The sequence below is a fragment of the Bradyrhizobium sp. BWA-3-5 genome (genome assembly GCF_032917985.1).
Taxonomy (GTDB): domain Bacteria; phylum Pseudomonadota; class Alphaproteobacteria; order Rhizobiales; family Xanthobacteraceae; genus Bradyrhizobium.
This window is the reverse complement of record NZ_CP136626.1, coordinates 800,290-825,959: the sequence shown is the minus strand read 5'-3', so window position 1 is coordinate 825,959 and position 25,670 is coordinate 800,290. Positions and strand designations below refer to the sequence as shown.

Annotated in this window: 25 protein-coding genes, 1 tRNA gene and 1 pseudogene; 9 read left to right on the top strand and 18 right to left on the bottom strand. The window is 64.6% G+C overall.

The window, feature by feature from the left end; translation table 11 throughout:
- Positions 1-100: 100 nt before the first annotated feature.
- The 12 genes and pseudogenes from yacG to RX331_RS03845 all read right to left on the bottom strand — a co-directional run bounded on the left by yacG (position 101) and on the right by RX331_RS03845 (position 9,503).
- Positions 101-295 carry a DNA gyrase inhibitor YacG gene (yacG, locus tag RX331_RS03900; RefSeq protein ID WP_317255335.1) on the bottom strand — a complete coding sequence of 65 codons (195 nt, stop codon included), beginning with the start codon at positions 293-295 and terminating at the stop codon, positions 101-103.
- Positions 285-908, bottom strand: a complete 624-nt coding sequence (locus RX331_RS03895; RefSeq protein WP_283031906.1) for a Maf-like protein — start codon at positions 906-908, stop codon at positions 285-287. Before RX331_RS03895 ends, yacG begins: the two co-directional genes overlap by 11 nt.
- Before the next feature lie 283 nt (positions 909-1,191).
- A complete protein-coding gene (locus tag RX331_RS03890) occupies positions 1,192-1,656 on the bottom strand; it encodes an arsenate reductase ArsC (RefSeq protein WP_317255334.1) in 465 nt (154 codons plus the stop codon).
- A gap of 44 nt (positions 1,657-1,700) precedes the next feature.
- Positions 1,701-2,204 (bottom strand): UPF0262 family protein, encoded by a 504-nt coding sequence (locus RX331_RS03885; RefSeq protein WP_317255333.1) that lies wholly within the window; start codon positions 2,202-2,204, stop codon positions 1,701-1,703.
- The gene (gene hisD / locus RX331_RS03880; protein WP_317255332.1) at positions 2,201-3,496 is read right to left on the bottom strand and encodes a histidinol dehydrogenase; all 1,296 of its coding nucleotides are present in this window, start codon (positions 3,494-3,496) and stop codon (positions 2,201-2,203) included. Before hisD ends, RX331_RS03885 begins: the two co-directional genes overlap by 4 nt.
- A gap of 164 nt (positions 3,497-3,660) precedes the next feature.
- On the bottom strand, positions 3,661-4,113 hold the full coding sequence (locus RX331_RS03875; RefSeq protein WP_317255331.1) for a DUF2948 family protein: 453 nt from the start codon (positions 4,111-4,113) through the stop codon (positions 3,661-3,663).
- Between the two features lie 35 nt (positions 4,114-4,148).
- A complete protein-coding gene (murA, locus tag RX331_RS03870) occupies positions 4,149-5,438 on the bottom strand; it encodes a UDP-N-acetylglucosamine 1-carboxyvinyltransferase (protein WP_317255330.1) in 1,290 nt (429 codons plus the stop codon).
- Positions 5,439-5,663: 225 nt separating this feature from the next.
- A complete protein-coding gene (locus tag RX331_RS03865; protein ID WP_317255329.1) occupies positions 5,664-6,488 on the bottom strand; it encodes an alpha/beta hydrolase in 825 nt (274 codons plus the stop codon).
- Between the two features lie 88 nt (positions 6,489-6,576).
- Positions 6,577-7,077 carry a hypothetical protein gene (locus RX331_RS03860; protein ID WP_317255328.1) on the bottom strand — a complete coding sequence of 167 codons (501 nt, stop codon included), beginning with the start codon at positions 7,075-7,077 and terminating at the stop codon, positions 6,577-6,579.
- A gap of 193 nt (positions 7,078-7,270) precedes the next feature.
- Positions 7,271-7,582 carry a UBP-type zinc finger domain-containing protein gene (locus tag RX331_RS03855; protein ID WP_317255327.1) on the bottom strand — a complete coding sequence of 104 codons (312 nt, stop codon included), beginning with the start codon at positions 7,580-7,582 and terminating at the stop codon, positions 7,271-7,273.
- Positions 7,583-7,600: 18 nt separating this feature from the next.
- Positions 7,601-9,239 (bottom strand): annotated as a pseudogene (locus RX331_RS03850) (FAD-dependent oxidoreductase).
- Positions 9,240-9,308: 69 nt separating this feature from the next.
- The gene (locus tag RX331_RS03845) at positions 9,309-9,503 is read right to left on the bottom strand and encodes a hypothetical protein (protein WP_317255326.1); all 195 of its coding nucleotides are present in this window, start codon (positions 9,501-9,503) and stop codon (positions 9,309-9,311) included.
- 308 nt (positions 9,504-9,811) lie between these two features.
- Between RX331_RS03845 and RX331_RS03840 the strand changes: the two genes are divergently transcribed.
- Positions 9,812-9,886, top strand: a tRNA-Thr gene (locus RX331_RS03840).
- Positions 9,887-10,044: 158 nt separating this feature from the next.
- Here the strand turns inward: RX331_RS03840 and RX331_RS03835 are convergent.
- The 3 genes from RX331_RS03835 to RX331_RS03825 form a co-directional block, all read right to left on the bottom strand.
- On the bottom strand, positions 10,045-10,212 hold the full coding sequence (locus RX331_RS03835) for a hypothetical protein (protein ID WP_317255325.1): 168 nt from the start codon (positions 10,210-10,212) through the stop codon (positions 10,045-10,047).
- A gap of 119 nt (positions 10,213-10,331) precedes the next feature.
- Positions 10,332-10,502, bottom strand: coding sequence for a hypothetical protein (locus tag RX331_RS03830; RefSeq protein ID WP_317255324.1), 171 nt, complete (start codon positions 10,500-10,502; stop codon positions 10,332-10,334).
- A gap of 152 nt (positions 10,503-10,654) precedes the next feature.
- On the bottom strand, positions 10,655-11,695 hold the full coding sequence (locus RX331_RS03825) for an HD-GYP domain-containing protein (protein ID WP_317255323.1): 1,041 nt from the start codon (positions 11,693-11,695) through the stop codon (positions 10,655-10,657).
- A gap of 340 nt (positions 11,696-12,035) precedes the next feature.
- Between RX331_RS03825 and RX331_RS03820 the strand changes: the two genes are divergently transcribed.
- On the top strand, positions 12,036-13,025 hold the full coding sequence (locus RX331_RS03820; protein WP_410708108.1) for a family 16 glycosylhydrolase: 990 nt from the start codon (positions 12,036-12,038) through the stop codon (positions 13,023-13,025).
- Positions 13,026-13,027: 2 nt separating this feature from the next.
- The gene (locus tag RX331_RS03815) at positions 13,028-14,488 is read left to right on the top strand and encodes a GH1 family beta-glucosidase (RefSeq protein ID WP_317255322.1); all 1,461 of its coding nucleotides are present in this window, start codon (positions 13,028-13,030) and stop codon (positions 14,486-14,488) included.
- Here RX331_RS03815 and RX331_RS03810 read toward each other — a convergent pair.
- Complete coding sequence (locus tag RX331_RS03810) at positions 14,485-14,718, bottom strand: hypothetical protein (protein WP_317255321.1); 234 nt, start codon at positions 14,716-14,718, stop codon at positions 14,485-14,487. The two genes, RX331_RS03815 and RX331_RS03810, sit on opposite strands and share 4 nt — an antisense overlap.
- Positions 14,719-14,820: 102 nt before the next feature.
- Here RX331_RS03810 and RX331_RS03805 point away from each other — a divergent pair, with 102 nt between their 5' ends.
- The 4 genes from RX331_RS03805 to RX331_RS03790 all read left to right on the top strand — a co-directional run bounded on the left by RX331_RS03805 (position 14,821) and on the right by RX331_RS03790 (position 19,891).
- Positions 14,821-15,141, top strand: coding sequence for a hypothetical protein (locus RX331_RS03805; RefSeq protein WP_317255319.1), 321 nt, complete (start codon positions 14,821-14,823; stop codon positions 15,139-15,141).
- Positions 15,142-15,576: 435 nt separating this feature from the next.
- Complete coding sequence (locus tag RX331_RS03800) at positions 15,577-16,305, top strand: outer membrane protein (protein WP_317255318.1); 729 nt, start codon at positions 15,577-15,579, stop codon at positions 16,303-16,305.
- Positions 16,306-16,529: 224 nt separating this feature from the next.
- Positions 16,530-18,656, top strand: a complete 2,127-nt coding sequence (locus tag RX331_RS03795; protein ID WP_317255317.1) for a HAMP domain-containing methyl-accepting chemotaxis protein — start codon at positions 16,530-16,532, stop codon at positions 18,654-18,656.
- Between the two features lie 173 nt (positions 18,657-18,829).
- Positions 18,830-19,891: an MBL fold metallo-hydrolase gene (locus RX331_RS03790; RefSeq protein WP_317255316.1), complete on the top strand. Its 1,062-nt coding sequence runs from the start codon at positions 18,830-18,832 to the stop codon at positions 19,889-19,891.
- A gap of 104 nt (positions 19,892-19,995) precedes the next feature.
- Here the strand turns inward: RX331_RS03790 and RX331_RS03785 are convergent, their stop codons facing one another.
- Both RX331_RS03785 and RX331_RS03780 read right to left on the bottom strand, forming a co-directional pair.
- On the bottom strand, positions 19,996-20,313 hold the full coding sequence (locus RX331_RS03785; RefSeq protein ID WP_317258002.1) for an addiction module antidote protein: 318 nt from the start codon (positions 20,311-20,313) through the stop codon (positions 19,996-19,998).
- Positions 20,313-20,633, bottom strand: coding sequence for a type II toxin-antitoxin system RelE/ParE family toxin (locus RX331_RS03780; RefSeq protein WP_317255315.1), 321 nt, complete (start codon positions 20,631-20,633; stop codon positions 20,313-20,315). Before RX331_RS03780 ends, RX331_RS03785 begins: the two co-directional genes overlap by 1 nt.
- 126 nt (positions 20,634-20,759) lie before the next feature.
- Here RX331_RS03780 and hemA point away from each other — a divergent pair, with 126 nt between their 5' ends.
- Both hemA and RX331_RS03770 read left to right on the top strand, forming a co-directional pair.
- Complete coding sequence (gene hemA, locus RX331_RS03775) at positions 20,760-21,989, top strand: 5-aminolevulinate synthase (RefSeq protein ID WP_317255314.1); 1,230 nt, start codon at positions 20,760-20,762, stop codon at positions 21,987-21,989.
- 159 nt (positions 21,990-22,148) lie between these two features.
- Positions 22,149-25,658, top strand: coding sequence for a PAS domain-containing hybrid sensor histidine kinase/response regulator (locus tag RX331_RS03770; protein WP_317255313.1), 3,510 nt, complete (start codon positions 22,149-22,151; stop codon positions 25,656-25,658).
- Positions 25,659-25,670 lie beyond the last annotated feature (12 nt).

The following is a 25,670-nucleotide window of genomic DNA, read 5'->3' as shown; positions in this document are numbered from 1 at the left end:
TATAGAGAGGTCGGAAGCGCCTGTCCACCCGGCTTCGCCGTTGGCTATGCCGGGCGCGGCCCGCCTCGTGCTCCATCCCCAAGTTATTGGTGGATCGCCCTTATTCGGCGTCTTCGGGGTCCGTGGGGCGGCCGGGGATGACGTAGGTGCCGGAGAGCCAGCGGTTCAGGTCGACGTCGCGGCAGCGTTTGGAGCAGAACGGGAGCGTGGCAGGGTCGGCCGGCTTGCCGCAGACCGGGCAGGGTTTTGGCGGCGGCTTGGCCCCGCCCGCCTCCTTGGGAGGCCTAGCTGGCATTGAGCCAGCCGAAGCGGATCGGAAAGCCCTCCCCGCCCATCAGCGTGACGGTCTCATAGAGCGGCAGGCCGACCACGTTGGTGTAGGAGCCGACCATCTTGACCACGAAGGAACCGGCGATGCCCTGCACGGCATAGCCGCCGGCTTTGCCGCGCCATTCGCCGGAGCCGATATAGGCCTGGATGTCGTCCTCGCTGAGGCGCTTGAAGCGCACCCGCGTCTCGATCAGGCGCTGGCGGAACGCCTCCTTCGGCGTCACCAGGCAGATCGCGGTGTAGACGCGGTGATTGCGCCCCGACAATAGCCGCAGGCACTGCGCGGCCTCGTCGACCAGGTTGGCCTTGGGCAGGATACGGCGGCCGACCGCGACCACCGTGTCGGCGGCGAGGATAAAGGCGCCGCGCAGTTCGTCGTCGAGCTGGACGGATTTCAGCGCCGCATCGGCCTTTGCACGGGCGAGGCGGTTGGCGCAGGCGCGCGGCAGCTCGCCCCGCCGCGGGGTCTCATCGACATCGGCCGGGCGCAGCGCGTCAGGCTCGATGCCGGCCTGGTTGAGCAGGCTGAGCCGCCGCGGCGAACCGGAAGCAAGAACGAGTTTGGGACGGCCAAGCATGCGAGGGTTTTGTCGGAAAAGGATTCGGGTGGGGACGCGCGCGCGGAAACTATCGGAAGGCCGTCTATTCCACAACCGGGGGGCAAGTGGTTGTTATTACGAATCTTTCGTCGTCCCTGCGAACGCAGGGACCCATACCGCGTGATCCCTCGACGGCGCGCGGTCGCAAACACTCTGCCAACGACCGCTGTCGCTTGCTGAACCGAAGCCGTCTTCCCGCTTGCCCCTTCCGCTGGCCGCAGCGTATGGGCCCCTGCGTTCGCACGGGCGACTGTAGAGGCCTTCACCCGCTCGCCGCGCCCGCCTTGGCGAACCGGCGGCGGATGCGCATTGACAGGCCGTCGCAGACTTCGCGGTAGGCGGCGAGTTTCTGCTCGCGGCTGCCCTCGGTGGTCGTTGGGTCGGGCGTCGGCCAGTATTCGACATCGGCGGCCATGGTGCGGGTCAGCTCCAGCGCCTTGTGATGGGCTTCCGGCGACAGCGTGATGATGAGATCGAAATTGAGCCCTTCCCAATCCTCCAGCTCCTCGAAGGTCATCGGCTTGTGCGAGGAAATATCCTGGCCGAGCTCGGCCATCACGGCGACCGCGAACGGATCGAGCTCCCCTTTGCGGGCGCCGGCGGATTTCACATAGAGCGCCTGCGGGAACATCTGCTTGAGCAACGCCTCCGCCATCGGCGAGCGCACGCTGTTCAGGCCGCATGCGAACAGCACGGCCTGCGGATGGCGCGCGCGGGGCGCATCCATGCGTTACGAGTCCCTTTCGGGAAACCGCTTCGCACTTTTCGGCGTCATGCGTCCTGCCCCTTCCAGTGCAGCACGCAGATCAGCGTGAACAGGCGGCGTGCGGTTTCGAAATCGACGCGCACCTTGCCCTTCAGCCGCTCCTGCAGCGTGCGCGAGCCCTCGTCATGGATGCCGCGGCGGCCCATGTCGATCGCCTCGATCTTGTCGGGGGTCGCGGTGCGGATCGCCTGGTAATAGCTGTCGCAGATCATGAAGTAATCCTTCACGATCCGCCGGAACGGCGTCAGCGACAGCAAATGCGCGACCACGGGCGAGCCGTCCTCGCGGCGGATGTCGAACATCAACCGGTTGCCTGTTATCGCAAGATGCAGCGTAAACGGGCCCTGCACATCGCCATCAGGCGCGAACAAATTCTGCTCGATCAGATCGTAGATCGCGATCGCGCGCTCGTGCTCGATGTCGGGGCCGGAACGGCCGATCGATTCCTCATCGAGCGTCACCGCGACGATGCGGTTGTGCTTGTCATCGTCTGGTGGCGGCTTGTTCATGGCAGATTGAGGCGCAGTCCGACGGAGCGTGAATGGGCATCAAGTCCCTCGGCCTTGCCCAGGGTCATCGCGGCCGGCCCCAGCGCGCGCAACTGGTCCGGCCCGCATTTGAGAATCGAGGTGCGCTTCATGAAGTCTAGCACGCCGAGCCCCGACGAAAACCGCGCCGAGCGCGCGGTCGGCAGCACGTGGTTAGAGCCGCCGACATAGTCGCCGATCGCCTCTGGCGTATGGGCGCCGAGGAAGATCGCGCCGGCATTGCGGACTTTTGCCGAGAGCGCCTCGGCATCCGCGGTCATGATTTCCAGATGCTCGGCGGCGATGGCGTTGGCAAGCTCGACCGCGTCGTCGAGCTTTTTCACCATGATGATGGCGCCGAAATCATTCCACGAAGCGCGCGCGATTTCCGCGCGGGGCAAGGTCGCGAGCTGCGATTCCACCGCGCGCTCGACGTCCGCGGCAAGCTGCGCGCTGTCGGTGATCAGGATCGACTGCGCGCTGGCATCGTGCTCGGCCTGCGCCAACAGATCGGCGGCGATCCAGCCGGCATTGCCGGTGTCGTCGGCAATGACCAGCACCTCGGAAGGCCCCGCAATCATGTCGATGCCGACTTTGCCGAACACCAGCCGCTTGGCGGCGGCGACATAGGCGTTACCGGGGCCGACGATTTTTGCGACCGGCGCGATGGTCGCGGTGCCATAGGCCAGCGCCGCCACCGCCTGCGCACCGCCGACGCGGTAGATTTCCGAGACCCCGCCGAGATGGGCGGCCGCCAGCACCAGCGGGTTGAGCTTGCCATCCGGCGCCGGCACCACCATGACGACGCGCGGCACGCCGGCGACGCGCGCCGGCACCGCGTTCATCAAGACCGAGGACGGATAGGCCGCGGTGCCGCCGGGCACGTAGAGCCCGACCGCATCGACCGCGCTCCAGCGCCAGCCGAGTTCGACGCCTTGGGCGTCGGTGAAGCGCTCGTCCTTCGGCAGCTGCCGCTGATGGAAGGCCTCGATGCGGTCGCGGGCGAATTTCAGCGCGTCGACGGTTGCGGCATCGCAGGCCTTCATGGCGGCCTCGATCTCTTCCGCGGTGATGCGCAGGTTGGCGGCGTCGATATCCAGCCGGTCGAATTTTTTGGTCGCCTCGATCAAAGCGGCATCGCCACGGGCGGCCACGTCGTCGACGATCGCCCGCGTGGCGCGCTCGACATCGGCCGACACCTCGCGCTTGGCGGCGAGGAAATCCTTGAAGCGTGAGCCGAAATCGGCGCTGCTGGTATCCAGGCGAACGGGCATGGGGGCTTTCTTAAGGCGAGTTCGAAAGGCCCCTGCTCAATGGCGCGGCTGCCAAGGGCCGTCAACCCTCGGGGACCGTCATTCCGGGGCGATGCGCAGCATCGAACCCGGAATCTCGAGATTCCGGGTCTGGTCATTCGGACCATCGCGGAATGACGTTCTCTTCACCGCTCCGGGCCGATCGGGGCGAGAGCGGCGTCGCTGACGCCGAGATCGTCGGTGCCGAGGTCGGTCAGCTCGCATTCCAGGCATTCGACGTCGAGCCTGAGCGCGCCGCCATGGGCGAACAGCAACAGCGCGCTGCCGCCGGGGGCATCCGTGGGATAGAATTCGATCCCGACCAGTTCCAGCACCGCTTCCGGCTCGCCCAAATCGATATTGCGCGACTTGCAGGCCAGCACGCGGTCGAAGCGCAGCGCGGCGATCAGCCGGCGCGGCTCGGTTCCGCCCGACAGCGTCTGCTCCCAGTCAAGCCGGAACATGCCGACCACCAGCCGCTTCTCGTCCTGCCGCCAGACGATGTCGGCGGGCTTGACGCGGGCGTCCTGCACATGGGCCGAGATGACCGCGAGGTCGTCGGCGTCGAGTGCAATCAGTTTCAGCGGATCCGCTGGCATCCCAGATTTCCTAACTCGCTCGCCCCAGCTCAGCGTTAATCGCTGATGCGCTGGATCGAGGCACCGCAGGCCGAAAGCTTTTCCTCCAGCCGCTCGAAACCGCGGTCCAGATGATAGACGCGGTTGACCATGGTTTCGCCCTCGGCGGCAAGGCCTGCGATGACCAGCGACACCGAGGCGCGCAAATCCGTGGCCATGACCGGCGCGCCGCGCAGTTTTGCGGTGCCGTCGATGGTCGCGGTCTCGCCATCCAGCGATATACGCGCACCGAACCGCGCGAGTTCCTGCACATGCATGAAACGATTCTCGAAAATCGTTTCCGTGATCTGCGAGGCGCCGCCGGCGCAGGCCATCAGCGCCATCAATTGCGCCTGTAGATCGGTCGGGAAACCCGGGAACGGGGCGGTCGACACCGTCACCGGCCGGATGCCCGCACCGTTCCTGATAACCCGGATGCCGTCATTGTTGACGGTGATGGTGGCGCCGGCCGCGGTCAGCACGTCGAGCGCGGACTGCAACAGTTCCGGCCGGGCGCCGGAAAGCTGCACGTCGCCGCCGGTCATGGCGACCGCCATGGCGTAGGTGCCGGCCTCGATCCGGTCGGGCAGAACGGTGTGCCGCGCGCCGTGCAGCCTTTCGACGCCCTCGACCACGATCCGCGGCGTGCCCGCGCCCGCGATGCGCGCGCCCATCTTGTTCAGGCAGTCGGCGACATCTGTGATCTCGGGCTCGCAGGCGGCGTTGCTGATGGTCGTCGTGCCCTTCGCCAGCGTCGCCGCCATCAGCGCCACATGCGTGCCGCTCACCGTCACCTTGGGGAAATCAATGTCCGCGCCGCGCAGGCCGCCGGGCGCTTTCGCCACGACATAGCCGCCGTCGATGACGATCTCGGCGCCGAGCCGCTCCAGCGCCATGATCAACAGATCGACCGGCCGCGTCCCGATGGCGCAGCCGCCCGGCAGCGAGACCTTGGCCTCGTGCATGCGCGCGAGCAACGGGGCGATCACCCAGAAACTGGCGCGCATCCGCGACACCAGCTCATAGGGCGCGGTGGTATCGATGATATCGGCTGCAGAAATATGCAGGGTCTGGCCCTGATAGGCACGGTCGCCGGAGCGTTTGCCGGCGGACATGATGTCGACGCCGTGGTTGGCGAGAATGCGCTGCAGCTGCGCGACGTCGGCGAGCCGCGGCACGTTGTCCAGGATCAGCGTCTCCTCGGTGAGGAGGGCGGCGATCATCAGCGGCAGGGCCGCATTCTTCGCGCCTGAAATGGAGATGGTGCCGTTGAGCTTGCTGCCGCCGACGATACGAATGCGGTCCATGCCACCCCCCTGCTCTGCACAAATTATGAGCGCGTCTGCAACAGAAGCGGCGATGTTTGCGGCGAATTGATGGGGTGAGGTGTTCCGCCCGCCATCGGTCATTCCGGGGCGCTCGCGAAGTGAGCGAACTATGGGGCGCCCTTTGCGCCCCTGAGAATCTCGAGCTGATAATCTCGAACTTCCGGGTTCAGCCCTGGCGGCCTGCCCCGGAATGACGGTCACGTCTCACGATCTGATAAACGCCAGCAGGTCGGCATTGATCGTGTCGGCGTGCGTGGTGGGCATGCCGTGCGGAAAGCCCTTGTAGGTCTTCAGCGTGCCGTTCTTCAGGAGCTTTGCCGACAACGGCGCGGAGTCCTCGTAAGGAACGATCTGGTCGTCGTCGCCGTGCATCACCAGCACCGGCACCGTGATTTTCTTGAGGTCTTCGGTGAAGTCGGTCTGCGAGAAGGCGACGATGCCGTCGTAATGCGCCTTCGCGCCGCCCATCATGCCCTGCCGCCACCAGTTCTCGATCACTGCCTCCGACGGCTTGGCGCCCGGACGGTTGTAGCCATAGAACGGGCCGGCGGCGAGGTCGCGGTAGAACTGCGTGCGGCTGGCCAGAAGTTGCGCCTGCAGTCCGTCAAAGACTTCCTTGGGCAGGCCGCCGGGATTTGCCTCCGTTCGCACCATCAACGGCGGCACCGCGCTGAGGATCGCCGCCCTCGCCACCCGGCTGTCGCCGTGGCGGGCGATGTAATGCACCACCTCGCCGCCGCCGGTGGAATGGCCGACGTGAACGGCGCCCTTCAGATCGAGATGCGCGGTCAGCGCCGCAAGATCGTCGGCGTAATGGTCCATGTCGTGGCCGTCGGCGACCTGGCTCGACCTCCCATGGCCGCGCCGGTCATGAGCGATGACGCGAAAACCGTTGTTGAGGAAAAAAAGCATCTGCGTGTCCCAATCGTCAGATGACAGCGGCCAGCCATGGCTGAACACGATGGGCTGTCCCTTGCCCCAATCCTTGTAAAAGATCTCGACGCCGTCTTCGGTCGTGATGGTGGGCATAGGAATTCTCCTCTTGCTTGCAGGTCAAGGGCCCGTCGTCCGGTGAACTGGTGCTCGTCAGGTCAGGGACGCGGGTCGATAGAATCGATCACGCCGGGCGGAAGCGCCGCCATACGCCGATGATCATGATGACAAAAAACACCAGCACGATGCCCTGGGCGACGGCGAACGGCGGCTCAGCCGGCGGCACGCTCGGCGCCAGCGCGTGCAGCGCCGGCACTTTCAGGAAGCTCTGGATCACCAGCACGAACACGTTGAGGTAAAGCGAGACCAGTGCGGTGACGGCATAGATCCAGCGCCAGGGACCGACCAGCTTCATGACATAGAGCGCGATGCAAGCGATCGTGAGCAGGACCAGCGAGAGAATACCGATCATGTGCGAGGGCAGCAGCTTGTCGGTCAGAAAAGGCGGAATCACAAAGCCGGTGGCGTTGGTCAGGATGGTGAGTACCAGGAAGATCGCGGTGAGGCCCGACGGACGCTTCGAGCCGAGCATTCCGAACATCACGACAATGCCGGCGACGATGGCAATCAGGCTGATGATCGTATGGATCACTATCAAAGTCGCTACGCTCATACCCAATACCATCACGCGCCCCCGTCGTTGGAAAACTTTCTCGGACGTTACGACGTGGCATGGAAAATATCCACACGCATCGCGTGGGGCAGCGACAATGCAGGCATGTTCGCGAAACAATGACGCATCAATCAAAGTCGTATGATGCGCGAAATATGTGCAGTTTTTTCACAAAAGCCCGAAAAGCCATCCGGCAATTTGTAATCTAGTAGTAGCGCGGGATCGGTCCGTTATGCGGCGTCTTGCGCTTCGACAGATCGAACAGCACTTCATCGACATAGCACCAGCCCCAGCCTTCTGGCGGATCGTAGCCCTCGATGACGGGGTGGCCAGTGGCATGGAAATGCGCGGTGGCATGCTTGTTCGGCGAGTCGTCGCAGCAGCCGACATGGCCGCAGGTGCGGCAGATCCGCAAATGCAGCCACTTGCTGCCACTCTTCAGGCATTCCTCGCAGCCGAGCGCGCTTGGCGTCACCGTTTGAATGCCGGCGATATGGCTGCAACCCTGTTTCGGCATCGCTTCACTCCAGTCCCATCAAAGCGACGGCTTCATCGCATCGGCGAGATAGCCGTGCAATGCGGCCACCACCTGGGCGCCCTCGCCGATCGCACCGCCGACCCGCTTGACCGATCCGGAGCGCACGTCGCCGACCGCGAACACGCCCGGCACCGAGGTCTCCAGCGCCGACGCCTGCTGTCCGTCCTTCTGCTGGCACCGCGCGCCGGTCACCACGAAGCCGCCGCGATCGACCATGACGCCGCAGCCGTCGAGCCAGCCGGTGGCGGGGTCGGCGCAGGCGCGCTAGCGCGCCGTCGCCATCGGCTTCGAGGCCGACCACCTCGGTGTTGAACATCAGCTCGATATTGTCGGTCGCCTCGATGCGCTCGATCAGGTAGCGCGACATGCTGGCGCCGAGCCCGCCGCCGCGGATGACCATGTAGACTTTTCGCGCGTGGCCGGACAGGAACACCGCGGCCTGCCCCGCGGAATTGCCGCCGCCAACCAGAACGACATCCTGGCCGAGGCACAGCTTGGCCTCGATCGGCGAGGCCCAGTACCAGACACCGCGCCCCTCGAATGTCTCGAGGTTCGCGATCTCCGGCCGGCGATAGCGCGCCCCGCTCGCCACCACGACCGATTTGGCGCGCATCGACTTGCCGCAATCGGTGGCGAGGCGGAATGCGCCGTCAGTGCGGCTGCAATCGAGCGCATTGATCGAGACCGGGATCAACATCTCGGCGCCGAATTTTTGCGCCTGGTTGAAGGCGCGGCCGGCCAGCGCCTGGCCGGAAATGCCGGTCGGAAAGCCCAGATAATTTTCGATCCTGGCGCTCGCGCCAGCCTGGCCGCCAAACGCGCGGGCGTCGAACACCGCGACCGACAATCCTTCGGAGGCCGCATAGACGGCGGTGGCCAGCCCCGCCGGTCCGCTGCCGACCACCGCGACGTCATAGAGCTTTTCATGGTCGTGCCCGCCGATCATGCCGATCGCATAGGCAATCGCCGGCTCCGAGGGGTTGCGCAGCACCTGGCCATCGGGACAGACGACCAGCGGCAGGTCGGCGCGCGTCGTGGCATAGCGCGCGACGAGATCGGCGGCGTCCTTGTCGGCGGCGGGATCGAGCACGTGGTGCGGCTGGCCGTTGCGCCCCAGAAAGTTCTGCAGCCGCGCCATGTCGCCGAGCGAGGGCGGACCGATCAGCACCGGGCCGCCGGCGCCGCCCTGGATCAGGTTGACCCGGCGCAGGATCAGCGCGCGCATGATGCGCTCGCCGAGTTCGGCCTCCGCCACCAGCAGCGCACGCAACTGGTCCGGGGGAAGCAGAAGCGTTTCGACATCGCCCTCGGCATGGCCGTCGACCAGCGCGAGGCGGCCGGAAAGCTGGCCAATCTCGGCCAGAAATTGCCCCGGTCCTTGATCGATGATCGGCGTGACATGGCCCATGCCGTCGCGCTGGGTGATGGCAACCGTGCCCGACAGCACCACGAACATGCCGGGACCGACCTTACCAGTCTCGAACAGGGCTTCGCCGTCTCGATAGCTGCGCAGTTCGCCGAACCGGCGCATGCGCTCGATTTCGCTCTCCGTCAGCGTCGGAAAGGTCTGCTCGTGACGGGGAAACGCGAAAGCGTTGGCACCGGTCGCCGGGCCTGCCGTGATATCTGCACTCATTGTCGTCGCCCCAAACAGAAATAGAACCTTGCAGAGAGCGTGCCAGAACGACGTGAGGGAATTTTGTCGCTAGGAAGTCGGCTTTTCTCCGCCGGCGTCATCTAGGGATGCCTCGGCGCTTTCGGAAGGTCCGGCATCGCGCCCGCGCGCCTGCGCCTTGCGCCGCCTGAGATTTTCGCGCAGCGCCAGCTTCAGCCGATCCCGCCGCGAATCCTTCGAACCCGCGCTTGGCTTGCTCGCGTCCTTGCCTTGATCGCCTGTCATGCCAGACCCAATAACCGGGATCGCCAAAAATATCCAAACGGCGACATCTGTGCACCGCTATTGGAGCAGGTGTCGCGCGTTGTGGCGTCGCCCCTCGCCACAGGACCTCCGATTCCATGGATTTCGAGGTCAGGAGCTGAGATGGGAACCGAATTTGCCCTGGATTATTCCCGTCCAAGCCGCCCGCGCCGATTTTTGATGAAATTGGCCCCTTCCCGGCCTGCCCACGTGCTTGCGCCAGAGGGGTCGTTGTGGCAAGAACCGGCCGCCTGAGGGGCCGTTAGGCCGATTCCTTAAATACCGGGCATGCTGCCGTAGCTCAGTGGTAGAGCACTCCATTGGTAATGGAGAGGTCGACAGTTCAATCCTGTCTGGCAGCACCATCTTTTTCAGCGAGCGTTAGCGGCACATCGGCCATGGCGTCCCGTGGCGGCTATCGCCCAAACGCGCGTCGCATATCCTCGTCGAACTGTCTCCGTCGCTCTTGTTGCTCCGCCTTCAGCCGCTTGCTGTCCTCACTGTTCTTTCTGATCGACTCCTGTCAAACCTTTTGTTGCGCCCGCGCCTGGGCGCGGGCTTCGCTCTCGGGCGTCGGCGCTGACGCCTGCCAAAATCCGGTGAGATTGGCTGAGACGATGGCGATGCCGATCAGCAAGGCGGTGATCTTGGTGGCCTCCCACCACGACATGGACTTTGGGTTCTCGCCCATCGCAATGCCGCCGGACGTCGGCGCGGAGCGCAGTGGCCCTCGCAGCGCTCGACACGCGCGGAACGCTGGTTCGTGCCGGCTCGACAGACGGCCGTTCTCGAAATGCCAGCCAGCGGGCTTCAGCGGCTTCGCGCAGCGCTCGCTGCCTCAACCGATACGAGCTCGTGGTGCAAGGCCACCTGCATCAGCGAGCCCTTTGGAATGAAGCTGGCCTTCCCGCCGGGTCCGTGCAGCAAGAATGAATCAACGTGGATGCGCTGTTCGTAGAACGGCATCGGCAGCAGGATCACGGTTACATCGCGCAGGATCCATTCATTGTAGTCCAGAGTTCGCGGGGGCCAGAAGAACTCGTCGCGGGTTGGTCGATCTCGCGTCGAGCGTGGTTCAGAGGGCAATCGAGTCAGTTCGAGAAATCAGTGCCGCGGATCAGCCCGCAGGTTCATCACGAACCCAATGCGACGCTGCGGAACGCCCTGACCAGCGCCCCCTCGAGCTTGCCTTCCATGCCGCGCAGGATCTCGTAGGCGGCTTCCCGCGCCATTGGCGGCCGGTAGGCCCTGGATTCGACGAGCGCGGCAAAGATGTCGGAAATCGTCAGCAAGCGGACCAGGTCGGAAATCTGCCCGCCCTTCAGCCCGTCCGGGTAGCCGGAGCCATCGAGATATTCGTGATGATGCCGCACGCCGTCGAGAATCTCCGGAGTGATACCGGACATGCCCTTCAGGAGGTCGTGCCCGATCGCGGGATGGCGGCGGATGATCTCCTCCTCGTCCGGATCGAGCCGGCCCGGCTTGTCCAGGATCGACAGGGGAATGCGGGCCTTGCCGATATCGTGAAGCGTGGCCGCCATTCCGAGCCGCGACACGTCGGTGCTGGAAAATCCGACATCCAGGGCAAAAGCGACGGCAACGCCGGTGACCAGGAGGCAATGCTGAAACGTGCCCTCGTGATAGCGCCGCACCTCGTCGAGCCATGTCGAAAGTCCGCCCTGGCCGACGCGCTTGACGATCTGGGTCGTCGCACGCTGCGCATCGGCAACCTTGAGGGGCCTGCCGTGGCGTACGTTGGAAAACATCGTGGCGAACGCCGCCACGCCTGCATCCATCTCGAGGGCCGGATCCGAGGCGGCGCTTTCCGCGGCGGCCTCCGCAAATTCGATCTGCGCGATCTTCGGCATCGCCTCCTTGGCGCGCGAGATGACCGCGGTGGCGCCGAGCGCATAGGCCTGCGCGATCATCGAGCGGGCATGGGCGGGAACGACGAACAGCCGCTCCGGCATGGCGGCGAGCTCATTCAAAATCGGCCGGAGCTGATCGGCGCGCGGCATCTGCCGCAGATCGACATCCACCATCAGGACGCCATGCGCGCGCACGCCGGTGCCGTCGCCATCGAGCACCCACGGCACGACGGCATGCTGCGGTTCGAGCATCGCACGTATGGCCGGCAGCTTTGCCGGCTCGTCGGTGACAAAGTAGACGAGCATCCCAGGAGTTCCGAAGGCGACACTATCGAACTAGTTGGTTCTCCAAGGTTGAAGAACTGAAAAGAATTTGAACAATCTGCCGAGGGTTCGGAATCCGAAACATCACTCATTGCCATCGGCGCTTCATCGTTCAGGCGCATCCCAGTCTTGAATATCCCGGCTACCTTGCCGTTAAGCATCGAACCCGTATAACTACGTACCCCAAACGAGGTATGCACATCGTTCGGGGTCCGAAGAGCGTCAGAAAACAATCAGAAGATTATCAGGACACCATCAGATCGAAGGGCTTTTGTCCGTGAATGATCTTTTGTCGCATCGAGGCGAATCGGAGACGGCAAGATTGACGTTGCGCGCTTTGGCCGCGATCAGCACCCTGTTTACCATTCCGGCATTCGCACAGACCGATATCGCCGGCGCAACCAGCAAGCTCACGCTGCAGGTCGCGACCGCCATGCTTGGTGAAAAATGCCGCCGCGTCGAAGCGCCGAACCCCGCATCCTTCGCATCGGTATCTCTGCACCGGACCTTCAACGACGATTTCGACATCCATCCGCTGACCAGCGGCAGGTGGGCACCGCATTACGCCGGCGGCGCGGCCTGGCCCGAAGCGCGCTACTGGGGCGGCGACGGCTCCGACTTCAAGCGCAAGACCAGTTGGAACGGCGAGCAGCAGATTTACGTCGATCCGCGTTATGGCGGGCGTGAAACAACGCCGCTCGGCCTCGATCCGTTCAAGGTCAAGGACGGCGTCCTCTCGATTGTCGCCAGCCGCACCCCGCCGACGCTGAAGGCGGTGCTGTTCAACAATGAATATATTTCCGGCATCCTGACCACGCAGAGCAGGTTTTCCCAGAAATACGGGTATTTTGAAATCCGCGCCAAAATACCTGTCGGCACCGGGGTGTGGCCGGCGTTCTGGATGCTTGCCGATGACGGCGGCTGGCCGCCGGAAGTCGACATCATGGAGGGGCGCGGCCAGCGGCCGGGCGCCATCGTAATGACGACGCACTGGCGGATCCCGGCGACCCAGCGCGTCGAACGCTGCGGCTTCGACTTCCGCGTCGAGGACGCGCCGACCGCGTTTCATGACTATGGCGTGTTGTGGCAGCCGGAGCGCATCACCTATTTCATCGACCGCCAGCCGGTCTCCGAAATCAAGGTCCCGGTCGGCTTCAACGATCCCATGTACATGATCGTCAACCTCGCGATGGGCTCGAAGACTCTCGAGGGCGTCGGTTTCGTCGACGGCTTATCGCCCAACACCGTCGCCTTCGAGATCGACAGGGTGTCGGCCTACCAGATTAACGAAACGCAGACGGACCGGAGATGACGATGTTCGGAAAATTCACGCGCCGGCGCCTTGCAAAGCTCGCGGGTATCTCCGCGCTCGGCATGGCGGCGCGCCCCCTCGATGCCGCCGCGCAGGCGGCAGCCAGCCCGGCGCCGGCGAGTTTTCCGAAAGACTTCGTATGGGGCACCGCGACGTCGTCCTATCAGATCGAAGGCGCCGTCAATGAAGACGGCCGCGGCCGCTCGATCTGGGACACCTTTTCGCATACGCCCGGCAAGATCGAGGACGGCACCAGCGGCGACCGCGCCAACGAGCATTATCACCGCTACAAGGAAGACATCGGCCTGATCCGCGACATCGGCGCCAAGGCCTACCGGTTTTCGATCGCCTGGCCGCGCGTGTTTCCGGAAGGGACGGGCAAGCCTAATCCAAAGGGGCTCGATTTCTACGACCGCCTGATCGACGAACTGTTGAGGCAGGGCATCGAGCCCTATGCCACGCTTTATCATTGGGATCTGCCGCAGGCGCTCGAGGACCGCGTCGGCGGCTGGCGATCGGCCGAAACCGCAAAGGCGTTCGGCGACTATGCCGCCTCTGTCGCGGCGCGGATCACCGACCGCGTCAAGTCGGTGTTCACGATCAACGAAGCCGGGCGCTTCGTGAATTTCGGCTATGGCTGGGGCATCGACGCGCCCGGCCTGAAACTGCCTGACGGTGAGGTCAACCAGGTGCGCCACCATGTGGCGCTGGCGCACGGCCTCGCCGTGCAGGCGGTCCGCGCGCAGGGGCGTGCCGGCACCAAAGTGGGAGTCGCCGAAAACATCGCGGCCTGCGTGCCGGCGTTCGACACGCCGGAAAACGTTCGCGCCGCCGAGATGGCGACGCGCGAACTGAACGCCGGCTTCCTCGGCGTCATCCTGGAAGGAAAATACACCGACGGCTTCCTCACATTCGCCGGCAAGGACGCGCCGAAGTTCACCGCCTCAGAACTGAAGATCATTTCGGAGCCGAACGATTTCGTCGGCCTCAACATCTACGCGCCGCAATTCTACATCGCCGCGTCCGACAAGGCGCCGGGCTGGAGCGTGCTGCCCTTCCCCACCTCGTTCCCGCACATGAATTCGGAATGGCTGCGCGTCGGGCCGGAGACGATCTACTGGGCGCCGCGGCTGGCGGCGAAGGTCTGGAACATCAAGAGGATCTACATCAGCGAGAACGGCACATCTTCCGAGGACAAGCTACGCGCCGACGGCAAGGTCTACGACCTCGATCGCATCATGTACCTGCGCAACTATTTGCGGCAGTTGCAGCGCGCGACGGCGGAGGGCGTACCGATCAGCGGCTACTTCCTGTGGAGCCTGATGGACAATTTCGAATGGATCTTCGGTTACCGAAAGCGCTTCGGGCTCTACCACGTCGACTTCGAAACGCAGCGCCGGACGCCCAAGCTCAGCGTCGACTTCTATCGCGACGTGGTGGCGCGGAACGCGATCGGGGTTTAGTACCCCGCCGCCTGCCGCAGCGGCGCCGCGGCCTCGGAGATCGAACGCGTCTTGCCGTCGATTGCCACAGTCGTGGCCGGTTGTTGCGTCAGCTTGCGCGGCGATTCGTGACCGACGAACACGCCGGCAGCGGTAAGCAGCAGCACGATATAAAGTGCGAACACGCCGCCGACCCATTTCCAATACATCGGGCGGGCGTCGGGGACGAGGCTTTCGAGTAATTGACGCATGATTGCCTCCTCATCAGGAAATCTTATGCGCAGGCGTATACGCCCGTCGCCGCCCCCTGTGTGTGATGTACTTCACAGATACCCCTTCAAGACGGAGAACCCGTGACCGGCGCAGAACTGAAGAAACTTCGCGAGCATCTCGGCGAGGCCATCGGCCAGAAGCTGTCGGTGGCCGACATGGCCAAGCTCTGCGGGCTGCCGGCCAAGGACGGTGCCGACACCATTCGCAAATGGGAGGTGACCGGACCGACCGGACCCGTCGCGGAGTTCTTGCGCATCCTGGCCATGGCCAGCGATCGCTACCCGATCCTCGAAATGTTCAATGTGTTCGACCGTCACGACGTGCCGGTAAAGGAGCGCCCCGCCCGCCGACAGGCTTTTCGTGAACAGATGCGCAGCGACGTGCGGCGCCGCATTAGCTAGCAACGCGGCGCTCCCCGGATGCTGCGCAGCGCGATCAGGATCGCGCTTCGCGCGACTCCGGCGGTGCGCTGCTGGTCCGGGGTCCTGCCGGCTGGGTCCCGGCTCTGCGTCGCGGCACCATAGCGTGTCGAAGACGCGCGTAGACGCGCTTATGGTGCCGCGCCGCGTCCGGGACATGAGCCCTCAAGACGGGCGGAAGGCCGCAATGGTGAAGCGAAGCTTACCAAAAGCTCCGGCGAGGCCGCGAAATTAACCCCCTGCTTACCTTTGATTAGGCCTTCGTTAAGTACAAAAAACGTTTGTCAGCCAATGGGTTGGGTTATGAGGCGCTGTCACCTCGGAGTGACAGCATTTTAGATAAATGCCGTCTATGTGCGGGACATTGATGGCGTCCCGGTACCCAGGGTCGCCGAACGGTTTTCGGAGACCAGCACAATGAAAAAGATCCTGCTCGCCCTCGTCGCCATCGCCGCCGTCACCGCCGCAGCCCCGGCCGCCGGCGCCGATCTCGGCGCCCGCCCCTATTACAAGCAGCCCGTTTATACGCCGGCGATGGTCGCCGCCCAATGGACCGGCTTCTATGTCGGCGGCCATCTCGGCGGCGCCTTCAGCGGCAGCAACAATTTCAACGGCGCGGTGCTGGGCGAGTCCAGCGCGCGCCTGCTCGGCGGCGTTCAGGCCGGCCTCGACTGGCAGTTCGCGCCGAACTGGGTGCTCGGCACCGAGGGCCAGTATTCCTGGCTCGGCAAGAACAACCTCACCGCCACCTTCCCCGGCGGCTACGTCTACACCAACGATCAGCGCGGCCTCGGCTCGATCACGGCCCGCATCGGCTACACCTGGGGTCCGGGCCTGGTCTATGTCAAAGGCGGTTATGCCTATTCCGACAACGCCGAGCGGGTGACGCTGGCCGGCGCGCCGATCCCGTTCCTGCTCAATGGCAATCATAGCAACGGCTGGACCGTCGGCGGCGGCGTCGAATACATGTTCGCCCCGAACTGGTCGGTCAAAGGCGAATACATGTACTACGACTTCGGCGACGCCCGCTTCGTGACGCCGGCCGCGCTGGCGCCGTTCGGCAGCTTCACCACCGAAGACCACACCCTCAAGCTCGGCGTCAATTATCGCTTCAACTTCGCAAGCCCGGTCGTCGCCCGTTACTGAGCGCCTTCAACCGCTGATAGCAGAGGGCCGGCCTTCGCGCCGGCCCTTTTTGTTTTTAATGGCATTGTCTGTGTTTTCCGGTGCGCGGAAAAAACCATGCATTTACGCGCACCACTAAAATTATGGCGAAAAAGGCTCCGTTTTTCCAAAACTGTTAACCGGGTATCGCGATACTGCCGCGCCAGGAAACACCTCAAGGTAGCGTAGACGGGGCACGTGGGCAGATGGCGGTACAATCCAAATCGAAAGTCAAAGGCTTCCGCTTGGGGGTCAGAGGCAGCCTGTTCGCCGCCTTCGCCGTGATCGCCGGCATGGCGATCGTCATCTCGGCCGGCGCAGGCCTGATGCTCGGGCGGCTCGGCGGGACCATGGTGGACCTGAGCGGGCGGGACATTCCGCGCCTTGCCGCCAGTCTGCAACTCTCGGCGCAGAGCGCGAGCCTTGCCAGCCAGGGGCCGGCGCTGCTTGCGGCGCGCAGCGAGGACGCGCTGAACGATCGCACCCGCAAGATGAAGGAGACCCAGGCGGTCGCGCTGCAGAAGCTCGGCGAGATCGTCGAGCTCGGCGCCGACAAGGCGGTGGTTGCCGCGCTCACCGAGAACATGAAGAACATCGACGAGGTGATCAAAAGTCTCGGCTCGGCCGCGCTCGAGCGACTAGAACTCGCCTCGCAGCACGAAAAGCTTTATGACGCCGTGCGCAAGGCACAGCGCCGCTTCATCGCCGCCGCCGCGCCCGCGGCGATCGACGCCCAGACCGAACTCTACAGCATCTACGCGTCGCCCAACTTCTCCCAGGCCGATGCGATCAAGGCGCACAAGACGGCTGACCAGCTCGCCGACATCGCCGCCAGCGGCAACATGATGGCGTTCGACATGATCGCCGCGCTGTCGGCGACCAGCGGCGATACGCTCGAGACCATTGCGAAGGAATTCCGCACCGCGCAGGCGCGCGTGAAGGCGAATGCCGAAGCGCTGCCCAAGACCACCGCGATGAATGTCGTGCGCAAGGCAACCCTTGACATGATCGGCCTCGCCGACGGCAAGAGCGGCATCTTCAAGGTCCGCCAGCAGGAGCTGGACGCGGACGATTACGGCCAAACCATTCTGGAGGAAACCCGCAAGCTCAATGTCGGCCTCGGCATCAGCGTGCAGCAGCTCGTCGACGGCGTGCGGAAGGAAACCGACCAGGCGGCCTGGCAGGCGCGCCAGGAGATATCGTTCGGGACCATGGTCATGCTCGCCCTCGGCGTCGGCACGCTGGTCGGCTCGATCCTGTTCGTCTGGCTCTATGTCGGCCGCAACATCCTGCGGCGGATCAGCAATCTGCAGCGCTCGATGCAACTACTGTCGAGCGGCGACCTCGACACCGAGGTCTACCAGACCCACCACCAGGACGAGATCGGCGTGATGGCCGATTCGCTGCAGGTGTTCCGCGAGAGCATGATCCAGAGCCGCGCGCTGTCGGCCGAGCAGGACAAGGACCGCATTGCCAAGAGCGAGCGCGCCGCCCGCATGGAAGCCCGCATCGTCGAGTTCGAAACCACCGTTCGCACGGCGCTCGACAGCCTGCAGAACGCCGCGGGCTCGATGCAGTCGACGGCACAGAACATGTCGGCGACCGCCGACAAGTCCAGCGCGCTGGTGACCACGGTCGCGACCGCCGCCGAGCAGACCTCGGCCAATGTGCAGACGGTGTCGTCCGGCACCGAGGAATTGTCGTCCTCGATCGAGGAAATCGGCCGTCAGGTCGTCACCTCGTCGGAAATCGCCCGCAAGGCGGTCGAGGACGCCGGCGCCACCGACGCCACCATGCAGGGGCTCGCGGATAACGCGGCCCGCATCAGCGTGGTGGTCGACCTGATCCAGACCATCGCCTCGCAGACCAACCTTTTGGCGCTGAACGCCACCATCGAGGCGGCGCGGGCCGGCGATGCCGGCCGCGGCTTTGCCGTGGTCGCCTCCGAGGTGAAGAGCCTCGCCAACCAGACGGCCAAGGCCACCGACGAGATCCGCCAGCAGATCGTCAGCATGCAGACGGTGACGGAAACCGCGGTCTCCGCGATCCGCAACATCAGCGGCACGATCGCCGAGATCAACGAGGTGACCACCGCCATCGCGGCCGCGGTCGAGGAGCAGGGTGCGGCGACGCGCGAAATCGCGCGCAACATCCAGCATGCCGCCAGCGGCACCACCGAGGTCTCGACCAACATCGTCGGCGTCTCCAGCGCCTCGGCACAGGCCGGAACCACCGCCAGCGAAGTCCTGGCCGCCTCCGGCGCGCTGCGCCGCGAGGCCGACGTGCTGCGGGAAGAGATCGACGCGTTCCTGTCGAATATCCGGGCGGCGTAGTCGCCGTCATTCCGGGGCGCATCGAAGATGCGAACCCGGAATCTCGAGATTCCGGGTTCTATGCTTCGCATAGCCCCGGAATGACGGCGTCAGCCCTGCGCGCCCCGCGCCACGCGGACCCCGCCCGCTTTTTTCAACTAGCGCCGCGCCGCCGCTACCGCTAAGCCGGTAGCATGCATTCCAAAACCGACACCGTGCAGTCCTCGGCGGAGGCACTGCGATACCCCTTCGAAAGCCACCCCGGCCATGATCAGGTCGTCGAGGTAGTCCCCGGCGTGCTCTGGGTCCGCCTCAAGCTGCCTTTCCGCCTCAACCACGTGAACATCTACCTGCTCGCCGACGGTGACGGCTGGGCGATGGTCGATTCCGGCTTCGGCAATGAAGAGTCCATCGCGGCCTGGACAACGCTGTTCGAGGGGCCGCTGCGGCATGTGAACATCACGCGGCTGATCGTCACCCATTCCCACCCCGACCATGTCGGCCTCGCGGGCTGGATCACCGAACGCTTCAACTGCCCGCTGCAGATGTCGCAGGTCGAATATCTGCAATCGGTCTATCACCAGAACCGCGGCACCGAGGAGCGGCGCAACGCGCAGCGGCTGTTCTTCCGCCGTCACGGCATGGACGAGAGCCTGACCGACAAACTGCTCGGCCGCGGCCAGGACTATCTGAAGCGGGTCTCGGTGCTGCCGCCCTCCTACCGCCGCATCTCGCATGGCGACGAGGTCGTGATCGGCACGCGGCGCTTCAAGGTGATCACCGGCGGCGGCCATGCGCTTGACCAGGTGATGCTGTACTGCGCCGCCGACAAGCTGTTCCTGTCCGCCGACCAGGTGCTGAGCAAGATCTCGCCCAATGTCAGCGTCTGGGCGGTCGAGCCCGACCAGAACTCGCTCGGCGAATACCTGGCCTCGCTCGCCAGCCTCACCACCACCCTGCCCTATGACGTGATGGTGCTGCCCGGCCACGGCGTACCGTTCTACGGGCTGAAGACCCGCATCAAGCAGCTCGCCGACCATCACGAGGACCGCTGCCGCCTGATCGCCGAGGCCTGCCGGGAAGTGCCGCAGACGTCCAAGGAGCTGGTGCCGGTGGTGTTCCACAAGCACGTGCTGGACGAGCACCAGATGGGCTTTGCCGCCGGCGAGCTGGTTGCCCACGTCAACTACATGCTGGTCGAGGGCCGCCTGACCTCAGAGGTCACGGACGGCGTGCTTCGTTTTCGAACGACCTGACACGGCGTGCGTGCATTGAGAATGTTGCTACATGGCTCACGTGCGTCGTGCGCCACAATGCCATCTTCACGTCAACATCCGACCGAAGCGTCGCCTGGGCCTGATCACGCGACCCGGCGCCTCTTTGACGTTTGTCCACTCGCCGCCGGGCGCGCTGAAAGGGCTAGACCGAGGGCGCGAACGATGCGCATGACCGTGCCGAATTCGGGATTCCCGGCCTCCCCGAGCGCCTTGTACAGGCTTTCCCGGTTCAAGCCGGCCTTCTTCGCAATTTCACCCATCCCACGAGCACGTGCGACGAGACCTAGCGCGTCACGCACGAAATCCGCGTCACCGGATTCGAGCGCCATCGCGATGTAGGCAACCTGACGCTCTTCGGTGTCGAGATAGTCGGCCGCGTCAAATCGTGTTGTCCGGGTCATCACAATGTCTCCGCCAGTTTCTGAGCCTGTTTGATGTCCTTCTGTTGCCTGCGCTTATCGCCGCCACATAACAGGATCACAATCTGGGCTCCGCGATGCACATAGTAGATCCGGTAACCCGGCCCGTAATCGACGCGCATTTCCAGAATTCCCTGACCGACACTTTTGGTGTCGCCGAGATTCCCCATCTCCATGCGGCGAATGCGACCGCTAATGCGTGCGACCGCATTGGCGGGCTGATCCGTTCCGCCTGAGATCACCCCTTGAGAACCCAAGACATCCGCGCAAAGCCGGTGCACTACCGCCTTGATCCCGATCAACATTTGCGCCGGCTAAGTAGCATCCCGGAGGCGCGCCGAAATGGCTGATTTCGCGTAGACATCAAAGCTGGAAAAGCTCTAAAAAAGGCCCGAGCCAATCCGGCCGGTTCCGTTCCAGGTCTTGCGATGGATTATAGCAAATTTTTCGATTCCGCCCTCAAAGCCCTCCGTGACGAGCGGCGCTACCGCGTGTTCGCCGACCTCGAACGGATCGCGGGACGGTTTCCGCACGCGGTCTGGCACTCGCCGAAGGGCAAGCGCGATGTCGTGATCTGGTGCTCCAACGATTATCTCGGCATGGGCCAGCACCCGAAGGTGGTCGGCGCCATGGTGGAAACCGCGACCCGCGTCGGCACCGGCGCCGGCGGTACCCGCAACATCGCCGGCACCCATCATCCGTTGGTGCAGCTCGAGCAGGAGCTGGCCGATCTGCACGGCAAGGAAGCCTCGCTGCTGTTCACCTCGGGCTATGTCTCGAACCAGACCGGCATCTCGACCCTCGCCAAGCTGATCCCGAACTGCCTCATTCTATCCGACGCGCTCAACCACAATTCGATGATCGAAGGCGTCCGCCAGGCCGGCTGCGAGCGCCAGATCTTCCGCCATAACGACCTCGCGCATCTCGAAGAACTCTTGATCGCCGCCGGTCCCGACCGGCCCAAGCTGATCGTCTGCGAGAGCCTTTATTCGATGGACGGCGACGTCGCCCCGCTCGGCAAGATCTGCGATCTCGCCGAGAAATACGGCGCCATGACCTATGTCGACGAAGTCCATGCGGTCGGCATGTACGGTCCGCGCGGCGGCGGCATCGCCGAGCGCGACGGCGTCATGCACCGCATTGACGTGCTCGAAGGCACGCTCGCCAAGGCGTTCGGCTGCCTCGGCGGCTATATCGCCGGCAAGGCTGAGATCATCGACGCGGTCCGCTCCTATGCGCCGGGCTTCATCTTCACGACAGCGCTGCCGCCGGCGATCTGCTCGGCCGCCACCGCCGCGATCCGGCATCTGAAGGCCTCGAAGTGGGAGCGCGAGCGCCACCAGGACCGCGCCGCCCGCGTCAAGGCGATCCTCAATGCCGCCGGGCTGCCGGTGATGTCGAGCGACACCCACATCGTGCCGCTGTTCGTCGGCGACCCCGAAAAGTGCAAGCAGGCCTCCGACATCCTGCTTGAGGAGCACGGCATCTACATCCAGCCGATCAACTATCCGACGGTCGCCAAGGGAACCGAGCGCTTAAGGATCACGCCCTCGCCCTACCATGATGACGGCCTGATCGATCAGCTCGCCGAAGCGCTGCTGCAGGTCTGGGACCGCCTCGGCCTCAAGTTGAACCGCAAGTCGCTGGCGGCCGAGTAACCCTATCCCGCCAAACCCCTCGCAAATTGGGCCGGTAGCGATGCGCTGCCGGCCCAAAGCGTTTATATTGCCCTTTTCCGGCCATGGCGTCCGCACGCCTCCGGCCGGCATGAAGAAGCACGTCCGGATCAAGTGACGGGAGAGGAGGACCCGAGAGCGATGCTGCACGACTGGGGTGTAATCGCCGCCGCGTTCGCCTATATCGGACTGTTGTTCGTCGTCGCCAGCTATGGCGACCGCCTGTCGCCGAGCCAGCGCGGCCGCGCCAGCATGATGATCTATCCGCTGTCGCTGGCGATCTACTGCACCTCCTGGACCTTCTTCGGCTCGGTCGGCTTCGCCACCCGCACCAGCATCGACTTCCTCGCCATCTATGTCGGCCCGGTCCTGATGATCGGGCTGTGCACGCCACTCTTGCGGCGGGTGATCCATCTCGCCAAGTCGCAGAACATCACCTCAATCGCCGACTTCATCGCGGCGCGCTACGGCAAGAGCCAGGCGGTCGCCGCCACGGTTGCTGTCATCGCGATCGTCGGCTCGGTGCCCTACATCGCGCTGCAGCTCAAGGCGGTGGCGTCCTCGCTGGAGACGATCCTGAGCGAAGACAAGCTGTTCTCCTCGATCCCGATCATCGGCGATATCGCGCTGGTGGTGACGCTGGCGATGGCAGCCTTCGCGGTGCTGTTCGGCACCCGCCAGACCGATGCGACCGAGCATCAGCACGGCCTGATGCTGGCGGTCGCCACCGAATCCATCGTCAAGTTGGTCGCCTTTCTGACCGCAGGCGCCTTCGTCACCTTCTGGATGTTCACGCCGGTCGAGCTGATCGAGCGCGCGATGAAGACGCCCGAGGCGGTTCGCGCCATCAGCTATGTGCCGTCGATCGGCAATTTCCTGACCATGACGCTGCTCTCGTTCTGCGCGATCATGCTGCTGCCGCGTCAGTTCCATGTCAGCGTGGTCGAGAATTCCAGTCCCGAGGAGGTGCGCCGCGCCCGCTGGCTGTTTCCGCTCTATCTGGTCGCGATCAACCTGTTCGTGATCCCGATCGCGCTTGCCGGCCTCGTCACCTTCCCGTTCGGCGCCGTCGACAGCGACATGTACGTGCTGGCGCTGCCGATCGAAGCCAATTCCACGCTGCTCAGCATCGCCGTATTCGTCGGCGGCCTGTCGGCGGCGACCGCGATGGTGATCGTCGAATGCGTCGCGCTCTCGATCATGGTCTCCAATGACATCGTGCTGCCGACCGTGCTGCAGGGCAGCCCGACTGCGCGCGACAGCAGCAAGGATTTCGGCTACTTCCTGCTCAGGATCCGGCGCTTTGCCATCTTCGCCATCATGCTGATGGCGTATTTCTATTATCGCGCGCTCGGCAACACCCAGCTCGCGGCAATCGGGCTATTGTCGTTCGCAGCGCTCGCACAGCTCGCGCCGGCCTTCTTCGGCGGTCTGTTGTGGCGGCACGGTACCGCGCGCGGCGCGATGGGCGGCATGCTGGTCGGCATTGCCGTGTGGCTCTACACGCTGTTCCTGCCGAGCTTTTTGGAAGGCAATCCGGCCGGTCTCCTGCTGCTGCAGCAAGGCCCGTTCGGCATCGTGGCGCTGCGTCCGCAGGCGCTGCTCGGCACCGAGCTGCCGCCGTTGATGCACGGCGTGTTCTGGTCGCTCTCGCTCAACATTCTGACCTATGTACTGATGTCGATCGCGCGGCAGCCGTCCGCGATCGAACGCCTGCAGGCGGACCTGTTCGTGCCGAACACGCTGGCGCCGATCGCCCCGAACTTCCGGCGCTGGCGCACCACGGTGACGGTGCAGGACATCCAGAGCACGGTGGCGCAATATCTTGGCCCAGAGCGCGCGGCGCAGGCCTTCGAGAATTTCGCCGCCGGTCATCCCGGCCATCTCGACCCGGCGGCGCCGGCAGATTTCGAGCTGCTGCAATACGCCGAGCGCCTGATCGCCTCGTCGATCGGCGCGGCGTCCTCGCGCCTTGTGATGTCGCTGCTGCTGCGCAAGCGCGCCGTGTCCGCCAAGGCCGCCCTGAAACTGCTCGACGACTCCCATGCCGCGCTGCATTTCAACCGCGAGATCCTGCAGACCGCGCTCAACCATGTGCGGCAGGGCATTGCGGTATTCGACGCCGAGCTGCAGCTGATCTGCTCCAACCGCCAGTTCGGCGAAATTCTCGCGCTGCCGCCGCATCTGGTGCAGCTTGGCATTCCCCTGCAGGAGATTCTCGAATTCATGGGCGCGGTCAGCGCCACCTCTGCCGGCGATCCCGATACGCTGCTGGCCCGGCGGCTGGAAGCCTATACCACCGAAGGCGCGCCCTATCTGGAACGGCTGCCCGACCGCCACATGGTGATCGAGGTGCGCTCCAACCGGATGCCGGGCGGCGGCTTCGTCATCACCTTCTCCGACGTAACGCCGAGTTTTGAGGCCGCCGAAGCGCTGGAGCGCGCCAATGCGACGCTAGAAAAGCGCGTGCGCGACCGCACCGAGGAACTTACCCGCCTGAATTCCGAACTGGCGCAGGCCAAGAGCACGGCCGAGGATGCCAACATCTCGAAAACCCGCTTCCTCGCCGCCGCCAGCCACGACATCCTGCAGCCGCTGAACGCGGCGCGGCTCTACGTAACGAGCCTCGTCGAGCGGCGGAACGGCGGCGAGGATTCCCGCCTGGTCGAGAACATCGACGACTCGCTGGAGGCGATCGAGGAAATCCTCGGCGCGCTGCTCGACATCTCGCGGCTCGATGCCGGCGCGATGACGACCTCGATCTCGAGCTTCAAGATGGCCGATCTGATGCGCTCGCTCGAAATCGAATTCGCGCCGATCGCCCGCGCCAAGGGGCTGGAGCTGACCTTCGTGCCCTGCTCGCTGCCGGTGCAATCCGACCGCTCGCTGCTGCGCCGCCTGTTGCAGAACTTCATTTCGAACGCGATCAAATACACCCCGCGCGGACGCGTGCTGGTCGGCTGCCGCCGTCACGGCCAGTCGCTGCAGATCGCGGTCTACGATACCGGGGTTGGCATTCCCGTGGCCAAGCGCGGCGAGATCTTCAAGGAATTCCACCGCCTCGAGCAGGGCGCGCGGATCGCTCGCGGCCTCGGCCTTGGCCTCTCGATCGTCGAGCGGCTGGCGCGCGTGCTCAACCACGGCATCGCGATCGACGCCAATGCCGGCGGCGGCTCGGTGTTTTCGGTGACGGTGCCGGTCGCCAAGGCGGTCAACCATACCGCCGCCGTGACCAGCGCCACGCCGCTTTCCAGGGCGCCGGTGAGCGGCGCGCTGATCGTCTGCATCGAGAACGATCCAGCCATCCTCGATGGCATGAAAACGCTGCTGAAGGCCTGGGACGCCGAGGTGATCGCGGCCACCGACCCGGACTCCGCGATCGTGGCGATCGAAGCATCCGGCGGACGCGTGACCGGCCTTCTGGTCGACTATCATCTCGACCGCGGCAATGGCGTCGCCGCGATCCGCGAGATCCGCCGCCGCTTCGGCGACAACATTCCCGCCATCCTGATCACCGCCGACCGCAGCCCGAACGTTCGCGCCGCCGCGCGCGAGGAGAACATCGCGATCCTCAACAAGCCGGTGAAGCCGGCCTCGCTCCGCGCCCTGCTCGGCCAGTGGCGCGCCCAGCAGGTGGTGGCGGCGGAGTAGTTGCAATCCCGT